Here is a 22,519-nt window from a genome sequence, read left to right as displayed (position 1 = left end):
AGGCGCCTGTTAGTGTGGCGGCGCCTCAGCATCATAGCTGTATATCCAGCCCAAGCGCTTGAGATGAGCGCGTGTGCCTTGTTTGGCCATCACCACATTACGCGCCCAGCTGAACGGCCAAGCCATGTGAAAAATGCGTCCGTTTTGCGCGGAGAGCGCTGCCACAGCGTGAAGTCGCTTCTGGCGCCGTTTTGCATAATGAGAGAAAGCCGCTTCAGGCTGTTCTGTTCCCATTAAAAGTGGCGCAAGCACGGCGGCGTCTTCAATTCCCATCGCTGCGCCTTGCGCTTGGAAGGGCACTAGAGCGTGGGCGGCGTCACCGATGAGGCCAATACGACCTCGGCTCCACACATTGGTGGAGACGGTGTTTAGGGCCCAAGGGGTCCATTGATCGCGTGCGGCGCTGAGGATCGCGCTCACTTTAGCACCAGGCTTTTTGAGGGTTGGTTGCCCCAAGGCCTTGATATCTTCGCCGGGTGTAAAGAGCGCTAGGTTGAACTGTTTGCGATGCGGCAGAGGGTAACACACGAGATGGAAGCCTCGCGCGAAAAATACGGAAACCCGGTTTGGTGATATGATGCCGTCGAGCTTTTCCATGGGAATAAGTGCACGCCACGCGATGCGCTTGCCAAATACGGCCTGCGGACCGCGAATGGCGCTCAGGCGCGTTTGGGAATGGACGCCATCGGCACCGATCAGGGCTTCACCGCGGAGGGCGCGTTTCTCGTGTCCTGCGGTGAAGTGAACGGTAACGCCGCCGACGTCGTCTTGCATCTGCCAGTCGGTAACACCGAAATGGATTTCGATGTTGGCAAAGCGGCGGCAGGCCGCATGCAGAGCGCTGGCGAGGTCGGCGCGATGGAGAATGGCATAAGACGAACCGAACTTTTCCCGCATCAGCGGACCAAGCTCCATCGTTGCGATGGGGCCCTTGCTGGAGAGGGTGTAAGAATCGAGGGCTTCGGGCTCAAAACTGACTTCGGAAAGCGCCTCGGCTAGGCCAAGACGATCCAAAATAAGACGAGCGTTCGGGCTGAGCTGAATGCCTGCACCAAACTCTTCAATATCGGTTTGGCGTTCGATAATGCTCACTTTGGCGCCGAATTTCGCGAGGCCAAGGGCAAGGGTCATGCCGGCGATGCCGGCACCTATGATGATAAAATGACGGCCTGTGGCGGCCATGGCATAACTCAGGCGGCGTTGACCAAGAAAATAGATGAGGCCGGATTGGCCTGGCCCGCACCCAGCTCATGTTTGAACACATAGAGCGTCGAGCAATATGGGCAAACGATCTCATCATCCTTACCCATATCTAGGTATACGTGTGGATGATCGAAAGGTGGCAGCGCGCCAACACACTGGAATTCCTTCGAGCCAATCTCAATGCGGGCAAGGCCGGAGGTGTTGTGGAAATGCGGGGTTACGCCGTGCGCCATTATACCAACCTGAATGGTTTGATGAATTGGCGCGACCATAGCCAAACAACAATGGCAAGAAAAGGAGAAAGCGTGTTTTGCTTTTTGCCTTGATTTTACCGCGGCGAGCCGCAAAACCCACTTAAGTTCTTATGAGGAATGTTGATGCCAACTTTCACCCATTCGGGTTTGACCCTCGCTTATGACGTTTACGGGGAGGGCGCGCCTGCGCTCTGCGTGCATGGGTTTGCCTCGAGTGGCAAGGTCAACTGGCTCGATACCGGTTGGGTCGAGACCTTGGTGGAGGCCGGATATCAAGCCATCACGCTCGACAATCGGGGGCACGGAGGATCCGACAAACCGCATGATCCGGACCTCTATTATCCGAGCCTGATGGCAGAGGACGCACTGGCGCTCTTGGAGCATCTTGGAATCAGGCGAGTTGCGGTGCTGGGTTATTCCATGGGCGCTCGCATCGCCGCGTTCATGGCCTATCAAGCTCCGGAAACGGTGGCATCGGTCATCTTCGGTGGGATGGGGCTTAATCTCATCAACGGGTTGAGTGATGGCAATGATATTATTGCCGGGCTGCGCGCGCCGAGCCTCGCGAGTCTAACCCATCCGACGGCACGGCAGTTTCGGATTTTCGCCGACCATACGGGGTCCGACCGAGAAGCGCTGGCCGCCTGCATGGAAACATCACGCGAGGCTATGGCGCGCGCTGATGTTCGGCGCATTGACGTGCCGGTCTTGGTCGCCGTTGGCGAGGTCGATGAAATGGCTGGGAGCCCACAGCCCCTCGCAGAACTGCTGCCACAGGGTGAAGCTGTGGTGATCCCCAAGCGGGACCATATGCGGGCCACAGGCGATAAGGTGTTTAAGGCCGCGGCGCTTGAGTTTCTCAGTAGAACATACTCGGGCGGTTCTGTTTGATGAACCAATCTCGCTGCTTTGACTTTGAATAGAGAACAATCTGGCTTATATCGTCGGGAAGCGATGAAACGGAGTGCGGCGCCATGAACGGCAATGCTCAACAGTCGATCCAGATCAAATCAGTCGATCCCGTCTGGGAAGCGGTGCGTGCGAGCGCGCAGCAGATCGTTGATTCTGAACCCGCACTGGCGAATATGGCGCTTAGCAATATTCTCAATCATGCGCGGTTCGAAGACGCGCTGGCTCACCGTCTGGCATTGCGCTTGGGGGACGAGGATGTGTCGGCGGACATGATCCGCCAGGCGTTCGAAGAAACTTTGCGGGATGCGCCACATATTGGTGAAGCCGCACGCACTGATCTCGTCGCGACAATGGAACGTGATCCTGCCTGTGATCGTGCTGTAGAGCCGCTGCTCTATTTTAAGGGCTACCAGGCGATCCAAACGCACCGTTTCGCCCATGCAATGCTCAATGCTGGACGGCGCGATTTTGCGCTCTATTTGCAGAGCCGATCCAGCCAAGTGTTTCAGGTTGATATCAACCCGGCCGTGAAGATGGGTAAGGGTATTATGCTCGACCATGGCACTGGCTTGGTGATTGGTGAGACGGCTGTCGTCGGCGACAATGTCTCCATGCTTCAGAATGTTACGCTCGGTGGGACCGGTAAATCCGATCAGGATCGTCACCCAAAAATCGGCAATGGTGTTTTGATCGGCGCTGGTGCCAAGGTGCTTGGCAATATCCGCGTGGGGGATTGCTCGCGCGTGGGGGCAGGCTCTGTTGTGCTCAAGGAAGTGCCGCCGCGCGTGACCGTCGCAGGTGTTCCCGCAAAGGTGATTGGCGAGGCGGGTTGCGCCCAGCCAGCGCTGGTAATGGACCAGGTTGTGCTGGTTTACGACAAGACCTCGTAGGGCGCGTGCAAGAGCTTCACACGGCTTGTTCCCGCTAAAATGGTTGGCATAGGGGTTGCCAGCGAGCGGCTAGGGTCTAGATTGCGCGCTTAACCCAAGTACAGGACATTTGCTGTGAACCAGCCAGAAATCATCAAACTGCAGGGCTTCCTGCAGCGCACCTTTGGCAACAAGAACATCGACGTTCGTCCACGCCACAAGCTGAACGACTCTGTCGAAGTGTTCATCGGCGATGAATCCATCGGCCTCATCCACGCCGACGACGAAGACGGCGATAAGTCCTACATGTTCTCCATGTCGATCCTCGATATCGATCTGGAAGACTAAATTTTAGAGTGCGCCGATTTGCTCCAGCCATGGGGCCATTTGGCTATCAAACTCTCGCCAGTGGGTCAGTGCTGCCTCGTTAAAGGTAACGGTGGCGGCCAACCCGCTGGATAGATGTACAGTGCGTACGCATCGACTAGGCCGCGCCGGCGTTGGCGCTGTTGAGCATTTGGCCACAAATGGCCTGGACGCTAAGGCGTCGTACCAAACCACTTCCCCCGCATATCCGTCTGCTGATTTCAGCGTTTTGCCGACAAGGCCCGGAACGGTCTGTAGCAGTGCGCCCTGAAATTGATGCACGTAAACTGTGTCCAATAGTGCGCTGCTCGCCCGGGCGCGGGTGAGTGGGAGTAGAGTGACGTCAATGAGTGTGACGCTCTTGGTGCGTTCGAAATCTAGCGCAAACTTCAAATCGACCTGCTGAACGAATCCCTCGTGAGTGTCCTGACCTGTGCGGAACCATGTCTGGGGAATAGCGAGCTCGCGACCTCCAACTGTCTGGATAATTCGGGAGCTGTCCGCGCGATCTGGTGTCTGTGCCGCGTCATTTCTGCCCATTTGATCAAGGGCATAAGCCAAGCCTATAGCGGCGACCAAGATGATCAGTGCTATCGCTGCAAGATTGTAAGCGACCCCCGCATGGGATGGTCCAGACCTAGTCGATGCTGTGTGCATGAGCGGTGTTAACCAAATTATCCAGCAGGAGGTGACAGTCCATAGAGTAGATTATATGCTTAACAAATCATTAATACAGCCAGGTATGGGCGAAGAAGATGAGCAGGGAACTACTACTCGCCGCCTTTATTATGGGCGTTGGACTGAGCGTGGCGGGGGCAGGGACGTATCTTTATCAGTGGCTGACGCGGGAAGAAGCGGCGCTGCGGGTAGATGGTAATACCTTGGGCCAGTCGTTTCTTCGGTTTGTTGTTAGCGTCGTGTGTGGGCCCTACATCATGCTCCAGTATGGCTGGAAACAGGAAGACGACGGCACGCTCTCGATGCCCTCGATGTTGATTTCCTCACTCGTGGCGTTTGGTTGGTCTTTCGTGACCGGCCTGCTGATCATGAGCGTTTACGTCTTGGTGCTGTACTAAGCGCTTCGCTGTTTGAACGAAAAAGGGCCCCGCATTGCGGGGCCCTTTTTGTATGCTTTGTCAGGCGAATTAGTCGTTGGAGGCAACCACAATGGTGCGGGCGTCAATCATATCTACCCAATGTCCGGAATGGGTTTGTGACTGGCGCTTGAGGAAGGTGTACGGGGTATCGCTCCAAAGCTTGATGGAGCCTTCTTGGTTGTCCAGCACCATGTCGCCTCGATCGGTGCGTGCCATCAGTACGGCGTGACCATTGCCGTTAGGCTCACGCACAACAGCAATCATCAGCGTCGATGGGTTCCAACCAGCTTCAATGAGGTCCCGACGCTTGGCCAGCGCGAAGTCTTCGCAATCGCCGTAGCCGTTCGGATAGGTCCAGAATTCATCAACCTGATAGAGGTCGCGATCTTCAACCGGTACGACAGTTTGATTGTAGTGGGAGTTTACTGCGACCAGCTCTTCCCAGCGCTGCGCGTCAAGCGGCATGGCGGCGATTGGGCTTGGGTTGGAGCGGCATTCAGCAGGGCGCGACTTGCAGAACTCCAAATGTCCAACCGGGATGGAGCTGTTCTTTTCAGCAGTCTGGATAAAGGCAACGTGGGTAAGGTCCAACGCAGACACGGGTGCGGACATCAAAGCGATGGCGCTCAGAACTCCAGCGATAAGCGTCTTTGCTGTGGTGGCCATGTTCCCGATCTCCCAGTTGGAGATCATTCTAGGTAACGGCCATTAGCTCGATAAGAAAACTACCACGTAGTTTTTATATGAGTTTTATCCACTGTATTCACACTTCATTAACCATAATTATCAGTGGACTAGCTCATGCGCAGGTTTTGCTGGACGACATTGAGCATTTCCTGGGAGGCGACGAACTCGACCGCAACCCCGTTTTGGAGGTGACGAACAACCCGTGCGCGCATGCGTCCGAGGGCGATGGGTGTGCCCATTGCAGGACGAACGTCCAATTCGATGGCGGCGCCCGAGAGCGAGATGTCGATGATCTTGCAATTGTAACGGCGACCGTCGTCCAGGACCACGGTTGAATGGCGAATGTCGGGTACGACACGTTCGTGGCGTCGGTCTTCAGGCAGGTTGAGCAGATCCTTGCTCGCCAGCCATGTCAGCTGCGCAGCCATTTTATCGCGCTTGCGCGGGGAGGCGTCGATGCTCATGCAAAATCCGCCATCTACCTGCGCTTCCAGCGTGCCCTCTATGCGGCCCAAGTGATCGAGATAGGCAATGATCCTCTCGCCGATAACACCCGCGACTGGAGCGATGACAACAGCATCACCAGGAGACATTGCAAGAACCTGACAGGGGAACTCACGGCGGTCGGCCAGCATGTAGCGCCCTAGAATAGAGACGTTAACGCGTTGAAAACGTTGCTCAGTTCTTGGTGGGGGCGCTGCAAAACTGTCTCGAGCGGAGATGTTGCCATCATCAAGCATCGACAACCTGCTCCTAGGTCAAAGTATTCTCAATGAAAACTTAGAGCAGCTTGGTTAACTTAGTATGGATTGTTAGTTCCGAAGGTGCTTTAAAGGCGGTCTTTAGTTTCGACCGCCGTCAATCACTGCCAAGTGTGCATAGCGGCGGGCAGTTATGCCGTAAACTGTTGTGGGCAGTGCGGTTGATGCCGCTGTATGGGTGTAAGGGACGTCGTTGACGACGCTCGATACTTCCTGCGCCATGGGTTCGTCCGCTGGCATATCATCCGGCCACAAGAGGCGGAGGCCAGTGATGCGCTGTTCGATGACAGGCTGTACGCCAAGCCAGTAGGGCTCATCAAAAGCCGTCATAGCACCCAGAATGCGGGCGTGGGTGGAGCCGTTATGACGCAATGGCATCAAAATGGCCTCAAAGGTCACCTTGGTCTGCAGGGCGGTGGTCCCTTGGAAGGTGACAAGCGCGACGGCGTGATCTTCGGTGACAGCGCGAATGAGTGTTTCAATCGCGTCGTGATCGCGGTCATGCCAAAGGGCGTTGAATGAGCGGCCTTTGAGCTCGCGGCAGTAGCTGGTGCACAGGTGCGAACCGGCAAGACGGAACGAGAACTCTTCGTTGTCGTCGACCTCAAGGATAAACGTGTTGGCAAGTGCCTCACGGATGCGAGTCGGATCAATATCTCGACGGTCGGGAGCGCTGCGCGAACCCCGAATCGTGTTCCAATAGGTATAGAGCGTCTTGGTGCTCGGCATCTTCATGGTTCAGCGTTCCGCATCGTTGGCGTCCGGGTAGCTCCAACAGCCACTCTTCAGCCCGCTGAACATTGCAAAATGTAGATCAAATTGCCCGCTTAAAGATCGATTAAGGTTAATGCCGGGGCAGGCATTGTGGAAAAGTTAACAAGAACGATCGCTGTTACGCGGCGAGGGGACAGAGCATGACGGGCCACGATCAACACTCTCAAAGCGCACAAAAACAAGGGCGTGAGCCCATTTTCTTGCTGCCCACGACGGTCGCCGTGCTTGCCGGCGTGATGATTGTTGTCCACATCGCTTCGACCCTGGTTCTTAACCAGTCCGGGCTTTTGCAACTCTACTATTGGTTCGCCTATTTGCCCGCGCGTTTCATCGCTGCAGGCGAGGATTTGATCTATGCCGCACCACTGTTGTGGACCCCGATCACCCATGCCTTTTTGCACGGGGGCTGGGATCACATTGTGCTCAATACGGCTTGGCTCTTGATTTTCGGAACACCTGTGGCGCGCCGTTACGGTGGCATGGGCATGATTGCGATTTTTGTCGTCTCTGCGATCGCAGGGGCGGCGCTGTTCACCGTGGTGACGCTCTATGACGGGGTCTTTTTGATTGGGGCTTCGGGGGGCGTTGCGGGTCTGACCGGTGCGGCGATCCGATTTATGTTCCAGCCAGTCGTTGTGGCGAACGACCCTGAAACAGGGGAGAGGATCATCTTGGGGCGTCGGCTGGCCTCAATCAAAGAAGTGATGTTGCATCCGCGCGCGCGGTTTTTCACTTTGCTTTGGTTGATCCTGAACGCCGCTGTGCCGCTCCTGCCATTGTTTTTAGGCGTGAACCTGACCATTGCCTGGCAGGCCCATCTGGGCGGGTTCCTTGCAGGCTTCTTTATGGTGCAGCTGTTCGAGCGCCGGGCGTAATTTTAACGCAACGCTTTTGCGCTATTCGAGCATAGCTCTGCTGGCTCTCGCTCCTAAAATCTTCCAAGTGGAGGGATTTTAGGAGCCGAGGCGTCAAAGGGGAGGGCTATACTATTTCCCGTAGACGGCTTTAGGGTCGAAGAGACGCGGAATGCCGGTGTCGGCAAGTTTGGCTTCGCCATTTTCGACTGTTACCTGCCGATAGAAGCAGGTCTTGCGGCCGGTATGGCAGGCGGCACCACGTCCAGTTTGGTGAACGCTCATGACAATGCAGTCTTGATCGCAATCGGTGCGAAGGGAAACGACCTGCTGGAGTTCGCCAGAGGTCTCGCCTTTCTTCCAGATCGACTTACGGGAGCGCGAGTAATAATGCGCAATGCCGGTTTCGATGGTCAGGCTGAGCGTTTCTGCATTCATATAGGCGACCATGAGGACGTCTTTGGTCTCGTCATCGACCGTCACCACGGTGAGCAAGCCATGCGCGTCAAAGCGCGGCGCAAACTCTGTGCCGTCTTCAAGGGCGTGGTGATCGAGAGATGTGGGGTCGACGAAAGTAAAGCTCATGGTCTGCGCCCTGTGAGGGAAGAGCTAAACGCTCTAGCGCGGTCGGCAGACGATGTCACGTTCTATGGGGAGGGTGCTCTGAAGAGCACCTGCAGTGCTTCGCCAGTCCTTGTCACCGTCGGACTTGGCCCGGTGATCTTGTCCGTATCAGCATCGTACTGAATTGCCGGGGCGCCCCCGGAAATGAGAGCGTGAAGAAACTGGGGGCCTAATGGCCCCCACATAATCTTTAGCGCGTGACCATGGCAAAGAAGCGGTCCTGCTCAACGCGGTCTTCAGCGAAAACGCCGGTGAAGCGGTGAGTGACGGTCGAGACATCGTGGGCCTTTACGCCGCGCATGGTCATGCACATGTGCTCGGCTTCAAGCATAACAGCTGCGCCGCGTGGATTGAGGTTTTCGTTGATCGCGTCGATGATCTGAGCGGTCATCGTTTCCTGCGTCTGCAGGCGGCGCGCGAAAACTTCCACCAGACGAGCAAGCTTAGAGAGGCCAACAACGCCATCGTGCGGCAGGTATGCGATATGGGCCTTGCCGTAGAAGGGGACCATGTGGTGTTCGCAGTGTGCGTAGAACGGGATGCCCTTCACAAGGACAAGATCGTCGTATCCGCCGACCTCTTTGAAGGTCTTTGAGAGAACGGACTTTTCGTCCTGCGCATAACCAGAAAACAGCTCGCCATAGGCTTTGGTGACGCGGGCAGGAGTTTCGAGTAGGCCTTCACGCGTTGGATCGTCGCCAGCCCATGCGATCAAAGTGCGGACTGCCGCCTCTGCTTCTTCGCGCGTTGGGCGCGTGGTCGGCGAGCGTGTCTCATCATTCGCCTTGAGCGCGTTAATTTGAGCGTCCATAATTGGGCATCCCCAGCAATACGTTCGTAAATCGCCCAAGGGCGCATTACGGTGTGTGAGTTTATCAATTACCGCACTGACACCGCATTTATCCCACCTATATAAGGTGCAGACGCTATTGGAACAAGAAACTGCCTCGCTGATGGAATTGAACGATCTTTATTCAGAAAAGATCCTTGATCTGGCGGCAAACGCGCCAAATCCGGGGCGATTGGCAGCGCCCGATGGCACAGCGCGGAAGGTCGCGAAGGTCTGTGGATCTTTAATCGAAGTGGACCTATCCATACAGAATGGCGTGATCACTGGTTATGGCCATAAAGTCTCTGCCTGCGCTCTTGGGCAAACTTCAGCATCGGTTGTTGCCAGAGAGATCGTTGGCACGACGGTGGCGGAGTTCTCAGTGCTGCGCGATACGATGTTGGCTATGCTGACCGTTGAGGGGCCTGTGCCAGCTGGGAAGTGGGCCGATCTGGCATATCTTGAGCCGGTACGAGCATTCCCCCACAGGCACGCTTCCACAATGTTGGTATTTGAGGCTGTATTGGCGGCATTAGAGAATGCTGAGTCAAAACAAGCTCATGGCGCGCAAAGCTGATGCATCGATTCATCGATATTACGTGGCGCGTGATCGATCTGCCGTTCAAGTTTGCGGCGGTTTTTCTCATTACGCTCTATCGCTATACGCTCTCGGCGTTTACGGGCCGGACATGTCGGCACCTTCCAACATGCTCGGAGTTTACCCGAGATAGCATTTGGCGCTTTGGCTTTTGGCCGGGGGGCTGGATGGGGGCGGCGCGGCTGTGGCGTTGTCGGCCGGGCGGCTCGCATGGTTATGATCCAGTGCCGGAGGCGTTGCCTGAGGGGCAGTGGTATACGCCCTGGCGCTATGGGCGCTGGAAATAGGTTTTGCCCCAAGAGCGGAGGGGTAGGGCTTAAATTTGAGCCGCTTTCTGCTGAAACCGCGCACAGCTTTGCGCTAAACTACCGCTGCGGGCTGGCAGAAACGAAAAACCGTGCTATTCAGGCCGCCTTGCAGCCCAGTGGAGGCTGCTTCAAACCAAAAATTTCTGGAGACTTCAAATGTCGATCAAGGTGACATTCCCCGATGGTGCAGCTCGCGAATTTCCGCGCGGCACTACCGGCACCGAGATCGTGGAAGGGATCTCCAAGTCGCTGGCAAAGAAGACTGTCGCGATGAAGTGGAACGGCGCGCTGGCCGATCTCTCTGACGCGCTCGACGCTGACGGCAAGATCGAGTTTGTTACGCGCGATTCCGGTTCGGCGGACGTGCTCGAACTCATCCGCCACGACGCCGCTCACGTGCTGGCTGAAGCTGTGCAGGAACTTTGGCCTGACACGCAGGTGACCATTGGTCCGGTTATCGAGAACGGCTTCTACTACGATTTCTATCGTCCGGCAGGTCCGTTCACTGAAGACGATCTGCGCGTCATCGAAAAGAAGATGGCTGAGATCGTTGATCGTGGCGCGGCCTTCACCAAGGAAATCTGGACCCGCGATCAGGCCAAGGATTTCTTCCGCGCTAAGGGCGAGCATTTTAAGGTTGAACTGGTTGACGCTATTCCGGCTGATCAGTCGCTGAAGATGTATAAGCAGGGTCAGTGGATCGACCTTTGCCGTGGCCCGCACATGCGTTCGGTCAAGGATGTTGGTACGGCCTTCAAGCTGACCAAGGTTGCTGGTGCTTACTGGCGTGGTGACAGCAATCGCGAAGTGTTGAGCCGTATCTACGGCACCGCTTTTGCGACCAAGGAAGACCTCGAAGCTTACGTCACTATGATGGAAGAAGCCGAGAAGCGCGACCACCGTAAGATCGGCCGCGACCTTGACCTGTTCCACTTCCAGGAAGAAGCGCAGGGTTCGGTGTTCTGGCACCCACGTGGCTTTGTCATCTACAACCAGATGGAAGCCTATATCCGCCGCCGCCTGGACAAGTCCGGCTATGTTGAGGTGAAAACACCTCAGCTGATGCACGCCAAGTTCTGGGAGCAGTCCGGCCACTGGGGCAAGTATCGCGAAAACATGTTCGTTGTGCCTGATCAGGTCCCGAACACGGAAGACGATCAGCCGATATTTGAATCCGGTGCAGACCTGTTGGCGCTCAAGCCAATGAACTGCCCAGCGCACGTTCAGATCTTCAATCAGGGCATTAAGTCCTACCGCGATCTGCCGTTACGCATGGCCGAATTTGGCTGCTGCCACCGCAACGAAGCGCATGGCGCGCTGCATGGTCTGATGCGTGTGCGTCAGATGACGCAGGACGATGCGCACATCTTCTGCCGTGAAGACCAGATCCAGAGCGAAACCGAGCATTTCGTGCACCTGCTGTACTCCGTCTACAAGGACATGGAGTTCAGCAATGTGGTGATCAAGCTGGCAACTCGTCCGGAAAAGTTCGGTGGCACCATCGAGCGTTGGGATGCGGCTGAAAAGGCGCTGGGCGATGCTCTGCGCGCCACTGGCTATGACTTTGAAATCGCTGAAGGCGAAGGCGCCTTCTATGCGCCAAAGCTTGAATTCCACCTCAAGGATGCGATCGGTCGTTCTTGGCAGGTTGGTACGCTGCAGCTTGACTATGTTCTGCCAGAACGCCTCAACGCTACCTATGTGGCAGAGGATGGTTCGCGTCAGTATGCCGTGATGCTGCACCGCGCGATCCTTGGTTCGCTAGAGCGCTTCATCGGTATTCTGATCGAAAACTACGCTGGCAAGATGCCAATGTGGCTGGCCCCGACCCAGGTTGTGGTCGCGACCATTGTGTCGGAAGCGGACGACTACGCTGAGAAGCTGGTCCGTCAGCTGCGCGATGCCGGCATTCGTGCCGAAATCGACACTCGTAACGAAAAGATCAACTACAAGGTCCGCGAGCACTCGGTGAACAAGGTGCCGCTGATGTTTGTGGTTGGCCGTCGTGAAGCGGAAGAAGGCAATGTTTCGGTGCGCCGTCTTGGTACCGAAGGTCAGCAGGTCCGTCCGTTCATGGACGCGTTGGTTGATCTGATGGCTGAGGCTACCGCGCCGGATTTGAAGGCTGCTGCTGCGGCGAAGGCTGAATAATGCCACTTCGTCCGTCTAATCGCGAAATGAAAGCTCTCTACCATATGGGGGAGAGCAATGTGATGGGCCCCGACGACTTCAAGGATGTCGGCGAAAAGACATTCGCCGTTATGCTCAAGAAGAAGTGGATTGAAGAGGTCGAGCCGGGCAAGTTCCGGACCACCGAAAAGGGTCGCATCATCCACGACGAGGAAGTGTATTTCTCTGGTCGTTGGAAGCGGTAGGCTTTCGCCGGGGTTTCCCCTCCCGACCTCCCCCTGGTAGGGGGAGGCGTAGAACGGTTTGATGGCGTGGTCTTGCCAATCGGCAGGAAGTGTTCCTCCCCCGCAAGTGGGGGAGGCTAAGAGGGGGTAATCATGGCTGAGCCTATTCAGATTACCCGCACCCTTCGGATTGATCCTTCGGAAATTGATGAGACGTTTGTTCGCGGCTCGGGGCCGGGCGGGCAAAACGTCAATAAGGTGGCCAGCGCGGTGCAGCTGCGCTTTGATCTTCTCAATTCCCCATCCTTGCCTGACCCAGTCAAGCGTCGGGTCGTCGATCTGGCAGGGAGTCGCCTGACCAAAGATGGCGTCATCGTCATCACCTCCAATTCCCACCGCGATCAACCGCTGAACCGAGCAGAAGCAGTGGCACGGCTGGTTGCGCTTATCCGCGAGGGCGCTTATCCGCCGAAACCGCGTATCGCCACCCGTCCAACCCTTGCGTCCAAGAAGCGACGCGTGGAAGGTAAAGCTGTGCGGTCAGGCATTAAGCAGATGCGCGGACGGCCAAATGTTGACGATTGAGGGACTAGTCAATGAAGATCACGGTCATCGGTTCGGGCTATGTGGGATTGGTGTCCGGCGTGTGCTTCGCAGACTTCGGCCATTCGGTAACTTGCGTCGATAAAGACGCGGCCAAGATTGCCGCGTTACAAAGCGGCATCATCCCGATTTACGAACCCGGTCTCGATCAGATTGTCCTTGCCAATGTGGAAGCAGGACGCTTGCAATTCACCACTGCGCTGGCCAATGCTGTAGCCGAAGCTGACGTGATTTTTATCGCGGTTGGCACTCCGGCGCGCCGCGGTGACGGACATGCCGACCTGACCTATGTCTACGATGTTGCCCGGGAAATTGCCCCGTTGATCACACGCTTCACGGTGGTTGTCACCAAGTCCACCGTGCCCGTGGGTACGGGTGACGAAGTCGAGCGGTTGATCCGCTCGGTCAATCCCGAGGCCGATGTTGCCGTCGTTTCCAATCCCGAATTCTTGCGTGAGGGTGCGGCGATTGCCGATTTTAAACACCCTGACCGTGTCGTCGTCGGCTTGGAAGATGAACGCGCGCGTTCTGTGATGGCAGAGGTTTATCGGCCGCTCAATCTCAACTCGTCGCCGCTCCTGTTCACGTCTCGTCGTTCGGCTGAGTTGATCAAGTATGGCGCCAATGCCTTTTTGGCGATGAAGATCACCTTTATCAACGAAATGGCTTCGCTGTGCGAAGCGGCTGGCGGGGATGTGCAAGAAGTTGCACGGGGCATGGGGCTGGATCGTCGGATTGGCGAGAAGTTTCTCAATGCCGGACCGGGCTTTGGCGGATCGTGCTTCCCCAAGGATACGCAGGCACTTGTGCAAATGGGCCGAGAGCATGCGAGTCCGATGCGGTTGGTCGAGGCGACTGTCGACGTCAATGTGGCGCGCAAGGGCGCTATGGCGCAACGAGTTATTGCGGCCTGTGGTGGTTCGGTGGCCGGGCGCACCATTGGTGTGTTGGGTCTGACCTTTAAGCCTGAAACAGACGACATGCGCGATGCGCCGTCCCTCGACATTATAGCAGGACTGGAAGCGGCTGGTGCTCATGTGCGGGCCTATGATCCCAAGGGGATGGCTGCGGCAAGACCGCTCCTGCCAAATGTCACACTGGTCGATACGGCATATGAGGTTGCAGACGGCGCGTCCGCGGTTGTTTTGGTCACAGAGTGGAACGAATTTCGTGCGCTAGACCTTGCACAGTTGAAGTCTCGTATGTCGGACGGTCTGTTGGTTGATCTGCGAAATGTTTACCGCGAAGCCGATGTGGCCAAGCATGGCTTGGGCTATCTCGGCCTTGGTAAACCCAGCCGTCTGCCATAAGTCTCGGTATTTGCATTCGTAATCGATTTGAGCAGGAACTCTCTATGACCTCGCCAGCCAATAGCTTGAAGTTCGGAACCAGTGGGCTACGGGGGCTGGTAACGGATCTGCAGGGCAATGCTGCAAGGCGGTATACGGCCGCCTTCCTGCGTTACCTCAAAGAGGCGGGGACTGCGACGAGTGGGAAAGTCTATCTGGCGCGCGACTTCCGCGCGTCCAGCCCAGACATTTTGGCGGACTGCGCCGCTGCTGTCACCGCTGCGGGGATGACGCCGGTCGATTGTGGAGCGGTTCCAACGCCAGCCTTGGCGCTGCATGCGATGAGCGATGCTTCGCCAGCGATCATGGTGACTGGTAGTCATATTCCGGCGGATCGAAACGGGCTCAAATTCTACGTTCCGACCGGCGAGATTTCGAAGGCAGACGAAGCGGGTATTCTCGCTGCGCTGCAGGACGATGATATCGATGGCGCTGGCTATGGTGCTGCAAATGAGTTTGGCGCGGCGACAGAGCGCTATATTGCTCGGTTTGAGCCCATTCTGCCGATTGGCGCCCTCAACGGTCTGCGTGTGGGTGTCTATGAACACTCGACAGTCGCGCGCGATATTCTCCACCGGGTCTTGCGCCATCATGGGGCGGAAACGCTGAGCCTTGGACGCAGGACCGACTTTGTCCCGGTGGATACGGAAGCCTTTGGCGACGCCATTTTTGCGCCCCTTAAGGCGTGGCTTGATGAACATGAGCTCGATGCCATTGTGTCGGCAGACGGAGACGGGGATCGTCCTCTTCTTATGGACAACACCGGCGCGTTCGTACGCGGTGACGTCTTGGGCCTGCTGACGGCCAAGTTTTGCGCGGCCAAGACTGTTGTGACCCCTGTGACCTCGAACTCTGCCATTGAGCGGACAGGCTTGTTTGAAAGCGTTGTTCGGACGCGCGTGGGCTCGCCTTATGTGGTGGCCGAACTTGAGGGCGCCGAAGGGCCTGCTATCGGCTTTGAGGCCAACGGCGGGACATTTGTGGGGCAGGGTGTGCTTGTGAACGGTAAGCGCCTAGCGCCTCTTGAAACACGTGATGCTGTTCTGCCTATTCTTGCAGTGCTTGGGTTGGCCGCAGCTGCGAAACAATCCGTGGCAGAAATCGTCGCTGATCTGCCGTTGCAGCATGCTGTTGCGGATCGCTTGCAAGACGTGCCCAGCGAGAAGAGCGGCGCGTTTCTGAAGCGCCTAGGCGAAGATCGTGCCTATGCGGAGCAGGTGTTCGCGCCGCATGGTATCTCCGGGTTTTCTGATATTGACGGTCTACAGTTCCGCACCAGTTCGGGCGATATGGTGCATTTCCGGGCCTCGGGGAATGCTCCGGAACTGCGTGTTTATGTTGAGGGCTCGACGAGAGAGCGGGCAGACGAACTGCTTGCGTGGGGTCTGCAAATCGCGGCGCAAGCTGTAGCTTAACCAAAAAAATAGGGGCCGGTTGACCGGCCCCTTTTGTCTTATTGCGCGTTGGCGGTGACGTTGATCTTGGCCAGAATGGCCATTGGATCGTCTTCCGCCGCTTCAAATTCCTCGAGCGAAATGCCGTTTTCTGATTTGGCTGCGATGCCAATGTTCAGAGTCTTGGCTGTGCCAGCAACGAATTTGCTGACAGCATCGCCGAGATCCGCTGCGTCTGCGAGGTCGGCGAGATAGGCGATAATCGTACCCTTCACCAAATCCGCGTAAACCGGGCGCATGGCGTTGGCGTCGGCGCCCATTTCGCCGCTGACGGCTGCGAGAACCACTTCGCTAATGCCGTTGTCGACCGTGGAGAGATTGAGGGTTCCGAGGGCGAGAGCACGGCTTGCGGCGAGTGCCTTGATGTAGTCGACGTCAAAGAGCGTTGGCGAGGCGTTGACGAGCAGGCCATCAAGTTTCACGGAACCCATATCTTTGAGGTCGAAGGAAATCTCTTCAAGGGTGATCGCCTCGTCCGCTTCGGTCCATTCTCCGGCAACACGGAAGCTGCCGTTGATTTCGGTGAGACCGGCCAAGAGCATCATCGATAGAAGTTCATCGCTCTCGTTCTCAGGAATGTTGACGATGATATTGTTGGCAGAGACGTCGGCCTTCGACGGAATTCCGTTGATGTAATTGGCCAGCGTGAGGTCGAAATCTGCGACGGTGAGCTTAAAGGGTTCGTCGTCCACGAAGTCGAGTTCCAAGCCCGTAAACGACAGACCTGCAAAGTTCGGCGACAGTAGGCGCTGGTTGGTGTCCATCCATTCTTCGGTGATCGGCTGCGGAGCCGCTTCGATCGCTGCGATGATGTCGGTGAAGTCAGACGGCTTGGAGGAGATTTCAGTGATCGAGAGGTGGTTCTCGTCTTCGAAGGTGCCGCGAATGTTTTTTGCCGTTACGGCCGGGGAGAAGCCTGGCTCGATCGCGGCGATCGAGATCGTCTCGATATCGACGCGGTCGTTGAACTTGTTTTCGTCGTCACCGGACACTTCGCGGCAGTAGAAATCTTCGACTTCGGACGGGCCGGATTTTACAGAGGTAACCAGATGCGCGTAGCTGGTGAGCAGGGGGGCCAAAAGCGCTAGATCGTCGCTTCCATCCCAAATGTCGCTATCGGCAAGCTTGATGAAATTGGCGACGGCTTCTCCTACAGGGCGCATCTGCACGTCTGCCCCCGATATGGAGCCTATGGCGCATTCGGTATCGTCGGCATTCAGGCTTGCCCCGGCGATACTGAAGTTGCCATAAAGCGGATAAAATGTGTCTTCCGCGGCTACGCTTGGCGTGGTGGTACGGGCGATATTGGCGAGGCTAATGTTATCGAAAGTAAGGCTGTCGACCTGGATCGCGCCGTGCTTGTTCGAGGTGGCAATCGCGCCAATGGTCATCGTCTCCGCGGTACCAGCGCGTACATTGGTCAGGACGACATCGCTGTAGGTGATCGTGGTCGACTTCGCCTTTTTGGTCTTAGGCGCGATTGTGACAAGGATCTCGGGGATCGTCAGAGAATCTGCGTTCCACTCACGGAGCTCGTTTTCGTGACCGATGAGTGCATCACTAATGGCCGCACGAAGGCTGTCATCGTCTAGGGAGGAGTTGACCGCCACAAGAGACGTCAGGGCAATTGTCGTGTCGGCGGACGTATCGGTGGGTGCCGTTGTCTCGGTGGACTGGTCTTGCGCGAATGTGGGTTGCACTGAAACGCAAAGCGCAAGTGTTGCTAAGGAAACGGCCACATATTTGGGCGCCGTTTTCAGCTTGGGCATGCCATATCTCCTCACAGTGGATCAGCTCGATCCTATCTCTGATTGGACTATATGACACTAAAGACAAAAATGCGGCCTGAGAGGCCGCATTCTTTCGCATAGTTAAATCGAGGTAAGGACTTCGATCTCGTTCGAGTTTCCGGGGATGATCTGGAAATCTCGATTGAACACCCGATCGCCTAATTTGGCAAGGACGCTGTAATCTCCCTCAGCGAGAACGGTGCTCGGAAAGGCTCCGCGATCTGTAAAGAGCGTGGCGCCGGTGGCGTCTTTAACGGTCCACTCGACGTCGGCAATAGCCTCGCCACCTGTTTCAGAAACGAGCTTGAAGCCGACCTCGCTTGCGTGATGGTAGAGCGTAGCGTCTGTCATCTGACCGGGCTCAACGCGCAGGTCTGCACGCACTTCGGCGTTGATCGTGCCGAAATGGGAGACAATCTGATAGGTCCCCGCATTGAGGGTGACGATCTCGTTCGTGCGGATACCGTCAGCGATCAGCGCGCGATTAGCGCCGTCTCCAGTGGTGTAAATTTCAAATGTCAAAAGCTGCGGCGATATGGGGATGTCACCGGTAACGGCAGAATGCAGACGCAGTCCGCCAACATTCAGAATGACGTCCTTCTGCATACCACCGGGCAGGATTGTTATGGATTCGCTGTATTGAGCACGTCCATAGGCGACATGAAGCATGTATTCGCCGGGACGGAGTTCGATGCGAGCATTGGCGGTTTCCGCCTTGGCAACCAATGCCATCTCGCCGCTTTCATCGGGGTTGCCCTCAAAAACGCGCCAGATAAGGCCTTCGGTGATCGGGGTGCCGCCTTCGATTATCCGAGCGCTAAGCGTCACTGGCTGAGGGATGTCGGCCGCAGCTTCAATTGCGGCCTGTGCCTCAACGGCAGCGCGTTCCTGCTCGGGGCTTATTTCCTCCGGCTGCGCGTTCCGATCCGGGCGTGGACGCGGTAGGGGCGGGATTTCGGCGCTAGCTTGGGCATAGCTGGCGACGGGAGCCATAGCTGTTGGAACGGCAGTCAGCAGGACGGCCAATATCGCTAGGAGTGGAGCAAAACGCATAAGGTCTCCCAAGGAACGCAGGGCAGGCGACTCTCAGGTCGTCTCTAACCAATCATTGCGGAAAAGCTGTGTCATACCCTACGCCATTTTGGAACAGGGCGCAGCGCTTTGCCCAAGATTGCCGCAGGAAAGACTTGGCGCGCAGGCAGTGGGGGACTATTGCACGAGCATTGGGAAAGGAACCATCATGGCCGTCAACACTGCGCTGCGCGATTATCTCCTCACTCGTCGTTCGGTCGGCCTTGGGTTTCTGAATGAACCTGGCCCGAGCCAGGCCGAACTGGATACTATTCTGACCATCGCAACGCGCGTCCCTGATCACGGTAAGATCACGCCTTGGAGGCTGATGGTTTACGCAGGGGAAGCTCGTGCGCTTGTCGGCGAGCGTTTGGCTGAGATCGCTCGGAAGCGCTTTCCCACCTATGACGACGCTTCATTGGACGTCGAGCGGAAGCGTTTCCTGCCTGCGCCGCTCACCATTGGTGTGATCTCGCGTCCGCAAGAGCACCCCAAGGTGCCAGAACTCGAACAGGTGCTCTCTGCGGGCAATGTTGCGTTCAATCTCATTCACGCAGCGCATGCCCATGGCTATGCAGCGTCGTGGATCACCCGCTGGTTTGCCTTCGATCAGGAAGCCGCGAGCATGCTTGGCGCGAAAGAGGGTGAGCAATTTGTCGGTTTCGTTCACATCGGCACGCCGAGTGTTACGCCTGAAGAGCGCCCGCGCCCGGATTTGACATCGGTCGTTTCGTATTATGAGGGCTAAAAACCCGCACAGTTTTGCGGCGTGTCCTTAAGTTAACAAAATATTGCTGTGTGTCTTGTGGTAGGCTTGGGAAAGCTGATTCACAGGACACGCGCGATCGAATGGGCATCAAACCCGTTTCAATTCCCCAGAATTTGGTCAACGCGCTTACTGCTGCGGGGGAAAAAAGCGGTGTGGATTTCAGCTACTTGCTGCAGACCGCAGTACGTGAGAGCAGTCTCAATCCCAGTGCCAAGGCCAGAACATCGTCAGCTGTTGGTCTATTCCAGTTTCTGGAAGGGACTTGGCTGCAGGTGATGAAAACCGACGGCCCTCGGCTTGGCTATCAGAGGTACGCCGACGAAATCACACGCACGTCTGATGGCGATTACGTCGTTCGAGATCCCCGGAAGAAAGCTGAGATTCTTGCTTTGCGCGAGAACCCACAGATTGCAGCTGATTTGGCCGCAGCCTTCACGCGTTCAAATGGAGATTTTCTGAAGACCGCGTTTGGGCGAATGCCTAGCGCTGGCGAACTCTATATCGCGCATTTTCTGGGTGCCCAGGGCGCGGAGCGCATGTTCCAGGCGGGATTGCAAAATCCCGAGCAAGTTGCGGTCAACCTGTTCCCGAAGCAGGCGAATGCAAACCAAACGATATTTTATGACGGCTCAGGTAAACCACGTACTATTCGTGAAGTTTATCAGGTGCTTGTAGCAAAGCATAATGCCGAGGCCAACGCTGGTTTTGCAGCACAGCAGATCAGTTCGTCCACGCCAACGAAACCGATTGAGCCTGCGGTTCCTTCGCGGTTTTCTCCGGCGAATATGTCTTTTACTGGTCTATTTCGAACAGAGCCAGAAGCAGCGGCTGATGAGGGAAACGGCAATGCCGCATTCTTCACGCAGCTCTATAGCCAGTAAGTTTTAGCGATCAGACAAAGCGCATAAGTATTTTATAGTATCCGCGCTGCCGTCGTTTATGGTGAACGCTTCCTTAAACTTCTGACAGTACTTTCATTTCCTAGTGCTGGAGGAAGTGTATGGTCGGATACCAAGCCTTTGCTGAGCTGTGTCAATCGGCAGACAGTGATGCGCGTGGTCATGCCGCTCATCTGGCTGCTTTGGCCTATCTCGACCATCGTGGGCATGCCGAAGAACACGCCGCGCTCTATGCAGCCCTGATTGGCTTTCTCGATGATCCCTCGGTTAAAGTTCGTGCGGCATTGGCCTTTGGGCTACTGCACGCTGACACTGCCCCGCGTCCTGTCATCTTGTCGTTGTTGGGCGATAGCCCGGTAATCTCGCGGGCAGTGCTGCAATATTCGCCCGTTCTAATCGATGCGGATCTTGCGCCGTTGATCCGGCGAGGCGAAATTTCTGACCTGCTCGCGATTGCGCAGCGTCGGTCTATTAGCGCGCGGCTAGCGGGAATGATGTTAGAGGCCGAACAGCGCGAAGTCTCTTTGTTGCTGTTGCGGCGGTTAGAGGTCGCTGCGCCTGCTGAGGTGCTTCTGGCTTTGGCGATGCGCCATTCGGGTGACCCACAGGTCCGCGGTGCATTGTTGGCGAGACATGACTTGCCGGCACAAGGGCGACTAATTCTCATTCGCGCTGTGGCTGAGGGGCTGAAGTCTTGTCGGGTCGTGAAGGGCTCGTTGCCGAGTGGGCGTCTCAATAAAATACTTCGCGACAGTCTTGATACGGCTATTTCAGTGATCGGCGAGGCGAGTGACGGTGACACGCGTTATGTGGATGACCTTGCCGTTAGCGAAAACCTCAACACGCGCACTCTGCTGCACGCGCTGGTCAATGGCCGCGTGCTCTTCTTCTGCGATTGCATAGGGCATTTGGCAGGCGTGAAGACTGAGAAGGTGTTCTCCGTGCTCAACTCGGGTGGACGTGCAACGGTTGCGGCACTCTTTGCGCGGGCTGGGCTGGCACCATCTGTCGTCGGGCTGATGGTGCGGTTCATTCAACACGCCCGTATGACAGATCTTTCTGACGATGTGTCGGCGCGCCACTATGTGGTTACCGCGCTGACTGAAGAGCTGTTGGCGGAGTATTCGAACGACATCCCATTCGAGCTTGAGGAAGCATTCGGGTATTTGAGTGAGCAAAATATCACCTTAGCGCGACAGGCTGCGCGAGGTGTGGTTTCAGCTTTTGCAGAACACCGCATGGGTGCGTTCGCGCTCCCCGCGCCAGCCGAGGAGCGCATTGCGCTGCCGGCGGCCTAGAAGCGGAACTGTTCCGTTAGGACCCGCTCTTCCAGACTGGTGCCGGGATCAAACATCAACGCTACGGCGTGTGTTCGATCTTCGCGTACGCTCACAGATGCAACATTATGAAATTCCACATTGTCTGCCACGGCGCTTACAGGTCGCTTGTCGCTTTCACGCGTGAGGAACGTGACTTCTGCGCGGTTCGATAGAATGGCACCGCGCCAGCGGCGTGGGCGGAACGGCGAGATTGGGGTAAGGGCCAGCAGCGGAGCCTCGATAGGCAGGATCGGACCATGCGCAGAGAGGTTATATGCGGTGGACCCGGCCGGCGTTGCGAGGAGGGCGCCATCGCAAATCAATTCTTCCAGACGCACTTCGCCATCGACCAAAATCTGCAGTTTCGCGGCTTGGTAGGTTGAGCGGAACAGGGACACTTCATTGATGGCTAGTGCCGAGCGCGTCTCGCCGGATTGATCCGTAACCGTCATCGACAGTGGATAGATATGCGTCCGCTGCGCGTCATTGAGACGTTCGAGAAGGTTCTCTTCGTTGTATGGGTTCATCATGAACCCAACCGAGCCGAAGTTCATGCCGTAGACGGGGATGTTCTGGCCCATCACCTGATGCAATGTCTGCAACATCAAGCCATCGCCGCCGAGAGCAACAACGACGTCAGCGTCAGCCAGTTCATGGGCGCCATAAGCGAGGCGTAGCCTTGCAGCGGCTTCATCAGCAGCTGAGGTGTTGTTCGATACGAAACATATCCGCGACAAAGATAGGTCGGACAAGTGCGGCTCCATTGAAGTCGCTC

At 56.5% G+C, this 22,519-nt stretch carries 26 protein-coding genes; 15 read left to right on the top strand and 11 right to left on the bottom strand.

Annotated elements, in window-relative coordinates; translation table 11 throughout:
* Positions 1 to 9: 9 nt before the first annotated feature.
* Both HKD40_RS07035 and HKD40_RS07030 read right to left on the bottom strand, forming a co-directional pair.
* A complete protein-coding gene (locus HKD40_RS07035; RefSeq protein ID WP_169195025.1) occupies positions 10 to 1,182 on the bottom strand; it encodes an FAD-dependent monooxygenase in 1,173 nt (390 codons plus the stop codon).
* Between the two features lie 8 nt (positions 1,183 to 1,190).
* Positions 1,191 to 1,436: a zinc-finger domain-containing protein gene (locus HKD40_RS07030; RefSeq protein ID WP_169195024.1), complete on the bottom strand. Its 246-nt coding sequence runs from the start codon at positions 1,434 to 1,436 to the stop codon at positions 1,191 to 1,193.
* Positions 1,437 to 1,580: 144 nt separating this feature from the next.
* On the opposite strand from HKD40_RS07030, the gene HKD40_RS07025 reads away from it, so the two are divergent.
* The 3 genes from HKD40_RS07025 (at position 1,581) to HKD40_RS07015 (ending at position 3,586) form a co-directional block, all read left to right on the top strand.
* A complete protein-coding gene (locus tag HKD40_RS07025; RefSeq protein WP_169195023.1) occupies positions 1,581 to 2,348 on the top strand; it encodes an alpha/beta hydrolase in 768 nt (255 codons plus the stop codon).
* An 83-nt stretch (positions 2,349 to 2,431) separates the two neighbouring features.
* Positions 2,432 to 3,259 (top strand): serine O-acetyltransferase, encoded by an 828-nt coding sequence (cysE, locus tag HKD40_RS07020; RefSeq protein ID WP_169195022.1) that lies wholly within the window; start codon positions 2,432 to 2,434, stop codon positions 3,257 to 3,259.
* Positions 3,260 to 3,373: 114 nt separating this feature from the next.
* Positions 3,374 to 3,586 (top strand): DUF3126 family protein, encoded by a 213-nt coding sequence (locus HKD40_RS07015; RefSeq protein ID WP_169195021.1) that lies wholly within the window; start codon positions 3,374 to 3,376, stop codon positions 3,584 to 3,586.
* Between the two features lie 3 nt (positions 3,587 to 3,589).
* Here the strand turns inward: HKD40_RS07015 and HKD40_RS07010 are convergent, their stop codons facing one another.
* Entirely contained in the window at positions 3,590 to 4,261 is a 672-nt protein-coding gene (locus HKD40_RS07010; protein WP_169195020.1) for a hypothetical protein, read from the bottom strand.
* 98 nt (positions 4,262 to 4,359) lie between these two features.
* Here HKD40_RS07010 and HKD40_RS07005 point away from each other — a divergent pair, with 98 nt between their 5' ends.
* Complete coding sequence (locus tag HKD40_RS07005) at positions 4,360 to 4,680, top strand: hypothetical protein (protein WP_169195019.1); 321 nt, start codon at positions 4,360 to 4,362, stop codon at positions 4,678 to 4,680.
* A gap of 69 nt (positions 4,681 to 4,749) precedes the next feature.
* On the opposite strand, the gene HKD40_RS07000 is transcribed toward HKD40_RS07005, so the two are convergent.
* The 3 genes from HKD40_RS07000 to HKD40_RS06990 all read right to left on the bottom strand — a co-directional run bounded on the left by HKD40_RS07000 (position 4,750) and on the right by HKD40_RS06990 (position 6,884).
* The gene (locus HKD40_RS07000; protein ID WP_169195018.1) at positions 4,750 to 5,367 is read right to left on the bottom strand and encodes a transglutaminase-like cysteine peptidase; all 618 of its coding nucleotides are present in this window, start codon (positions 5,365 to 5,367) and stop codon (positions 4,750 to 4,752) included.
* A gap of 128 nt (positions 5,368 to 5,495) precedes the next feature.
* A complete protein-coding gene (locus HKD40_RS06995) occupies positions 5,496 to 6,128 on the bottom strand; it encodes a PilZ domain-containing protein (protein WP_169195017.1) in 633 nt (210 codons plus the stop codon).
* Positions 6,129 to 6,230: 102 nt separating this feature from the next.
* Entirely contained in the window at positions 6,231 to 6,884 is a 654-nt protein-coding gene (locus tag HKD40_RS06990; RefSeq protein ID WP_169195016.1) for a PAS domain-containing protein, read from the bottom strand.
* Positions 6,885 to 7,063: 179 nt separating this feature from the next.
* Between HKD40_RS06990 and HKD40_RS06985 the strand changes: the two genes are divergently transcribed.
* Positions 7,064 to 7,798 (top strand): rhomboid family intramembrane serine protease, encoded by a 735-nt coding sequence (locus HKD40_RS06985; protein ID WP_169195015.1) that lies wholly within the window; start codon positions 7,064 to 7,066, stop codon positions 7,796 to 7,798.
* 111 nt (positions 7,799 to 7,909) lie between these two features.
* Here HKD40_RS06985 and hisI read toward each other — a convergent pair whose 3' ends face one another.
* The gene (hisI, locus tag HKD40_RS06980; protein ID WP_169195014.1) at positions 7,910 to 8,362 is read right to left on the bottom strand and encodes a phosphoribosyl-AMP cyclohydrolase; all 453 of its coding nucleotides are present in this window, start codon (positions 8,360 to 8,362) and stop codon (positions 7,910 to 7,912) included.
* 229 nt (positions 8,363 to 8,591) lie between these two features.
* Complete coding sequence (gene folE, locus HKD40_RS06975; protein ID WP_169195013.1) at positions 8,592 to 9,212, bottom strand: GTP cyclohydrolase I FolE; 621 nt, start codon at positions 9,210 to 9,212, stop codon at positions 8,592 to 8,594.
* A 118-nt stretch (positions 9,213 to 9,330) separates the two neighbouring features.
* On the opposite strand from folE, the gene HKD40_RS06970 reads away from it, so the two are divergent.
* The 7 genes from HKD40_RS06970 to HKD40_RS06940 all read left to right on the top strand — a co-directional run bounded on the left by HKD40_RS06970 (position 9,331) and on the right by HKD40_RS06940 (position 15,857).
* Positions 9,331 to 9,807: an iron-sulfur cluster assembly scaffold protein gene (locus tag HKD40_RS06970; RefSeq protein WP_349236793.1), complete on the top strand. Its 477-nt coding sequence runs from the start codon at positions 9,331 to 9,333 to the stop codon at positions 9,805 to 9,807.
* Complete coding sequence (yidD, locus tag HKD40_RS06965) at positions 9,807 to 10,115, top strand: membrane protein insertion efficiency factor YidD (RefSeq protein ID WP_169195012.1); 309 nt, start codon at positions 9,807 to 9,809, stop codon at positions 10,113 to 10,115. The genes HKD40_RS06970 and yidD overlap by 1 nt, the downstream gene beginning before the upstream one ends.
* A 177-nt stretch (positions 10,116 to 10,292) precedes the next feature.
* A complete protein-coding gene (gene thrS / locus HKD40_RS06960) occupies positions 10,293 to 12,287 on the top strand; it encodes a threonine--tRNA ligase (RefSeq protein WP_169195011.1) in 1,995 nt (664 codons plus the stop codon).
* On the top strand, positions 12,287 to 12,511 hold the full coding sequence (locus HKD40_RS06955) for a hypothetical protein (protein ID WP_169195010.1): 225 nt from the start codon (positions 12,287 to 12,289) through the stop codon (positions 12,509 to 12,511). The genes thrS and HKD40_RS06955 overlap by 1 nt, the downstream gene beginning before the upstream one ends.
* Before the next feature lie 132 nt (positions 12,512 to 12,643).
* Positions 12,644 to 13,075 carry an alternative ribosome rescue aminoacyl-tRNA hydrolase ArfB gene (gene arfB / locus HKD40_RS06950; protein WP_169195009.1) on the top strand — a complete coding sequence of 144 codons (432 nt, stop codon included), beginning with the start codon at positions 12,644 to 12,646 and terminating at the stop codon, positions 13,073 to 13,075.
* 11 nt (positions 13,076 to 13,086) lie between these two features.
* Positions 13,087 to 14,403 (top strand): UDP-glucose/GDP-mannose dehydrogenase family protein, encoded by a 1,317-nt coding sequence (locus tag HKD40_RS06945; RefSeq protein WP_169195008.1) that lies wholly within the window; start codon positions 13,087 to 13,089, stop codon positions 14,401 to 14,403.
* Between the two features lie 44 nt (positions 14,404 to 14,447).
* Positions 14,448 to 15,857 (top strand): phosphomannomutase, encoded by a 1,410-nt coding sequence (locus tag HKD40_RS06940; RefSeq protein ID WP_169195007.1) that lies wholly within the window; start codon positions 14,448 to 14,450, stop codon positions 15,855 to 15,857.
* Between the two features lie 38 nt (positions 15,858 to 15,895).
* On the opposite strand, the gene HKD40_RS06935 is transcribed toward HKD40_RS06940, so the two are convergent.
* Together HKD40_RS06935 and HKD40_RS06930 are read right to left on the bottom strand one after the other, a co-directional pair.
* Complete coding sequence (locus HKD40_RS06935; RefSeq protein ID WP_169195006.1) at positions 15,896 to 17,665, bottom strand: hypothetical protein; 1,770 nt, start codon at positions 17,663 to 17,665, stop codon at positions 15,896 to 15,898.
* A gap of 102 nt (positions 17,666 to 17,767) precedes the next feature.
* Positions 17,768 to 18,739, bottom strand: a complete 972-nt coding sequence (locus HKD40_RS06930) for a hypothetical protein (protein WP_169195005.1) — start codon at positions 18,737 to 18,739, stop codon at positions 17,768 to 17,770.
* A 187-nt stretch (positions 18,740 to 18,926) separates the two neighbouring features.
* Here HKD40_RS06930 and HKD40_RS06925 point away from each other — a divergent pair, with 187 nt between their 5' ends.
* The 3 genes from HKD40_RS06925 to HKD40_RS06915 all read left to right on the top strand — a co-directional run bounded on the left by HKD40_RS06925 (position 18,927) and on the right by HKD40_RS06915 (position 21,723).
* A complete protein-coding gene (locus tag HKD40_RS06925; protein WP_169195004.1) occupies positions 18,927 to 19,505 on the top strand; it encodes a nitroreductase in 579 nt (192 codons plus the stop codon).
* A 101-nt stretch (positions 19,506 to 19,606) separates the two neighbouring features.
* On the top strand, positions 19,607 to 20,407 hold the full coding sequence (locus tag HKD40_RS06920) for a transglycosylase SLT domain-containing protein (RefSeq protein ID WP_169195003.1): 801 nt from the start codon (positions 19,607 to 19,609) through the stop codon (positions 20,405 to 20,407).
* A 119-nt stretch (positions 20,408 to 20,526) separates the two neighbouring features.
* On the top strand, positions 20,527 to 21,723 hold the full coding sequence (locus HKD40_RS06915) for a DUF2336 domain-containing protein (protein ID WP_169195002.1): 1,197 nt from the start codon (positions 20,527 to 20,529) through the stop codon (positions 21,721 to 21,723).
* Here the strand turns inward: HKD40_RS06915 and HKD40_RS06910 are convergent.
* On the bottom strand, positions 21,720 to 22,496 hold the full coding sequence (locus tag HKD40_RS06910) for an NAD kinase (RefSeq protein WP_248305947.1): 777 nt from the start codon (positions 22,494 to 22,496) through the stop codon (positions 21,720 to 21,722). The genes HKD40_RS06915 and HKD40_RS06910 overlap by 4 nt on opposite strands.
* Between the last annotated feature and the right edge of the window lie 23 nt (positions 22,497 to 22,519).

This window comes from Devosia sp. MC1541 (assembly GCF_012847305.1).
Lineage (GTDB): Bacteria > Pseudomonadota > Alphaproteobacteria > Rhizobiales > Devosiaceae > Devosia.
This window is presented reverse-complemented; position numbering and strand designations above follow the sequence as displayed.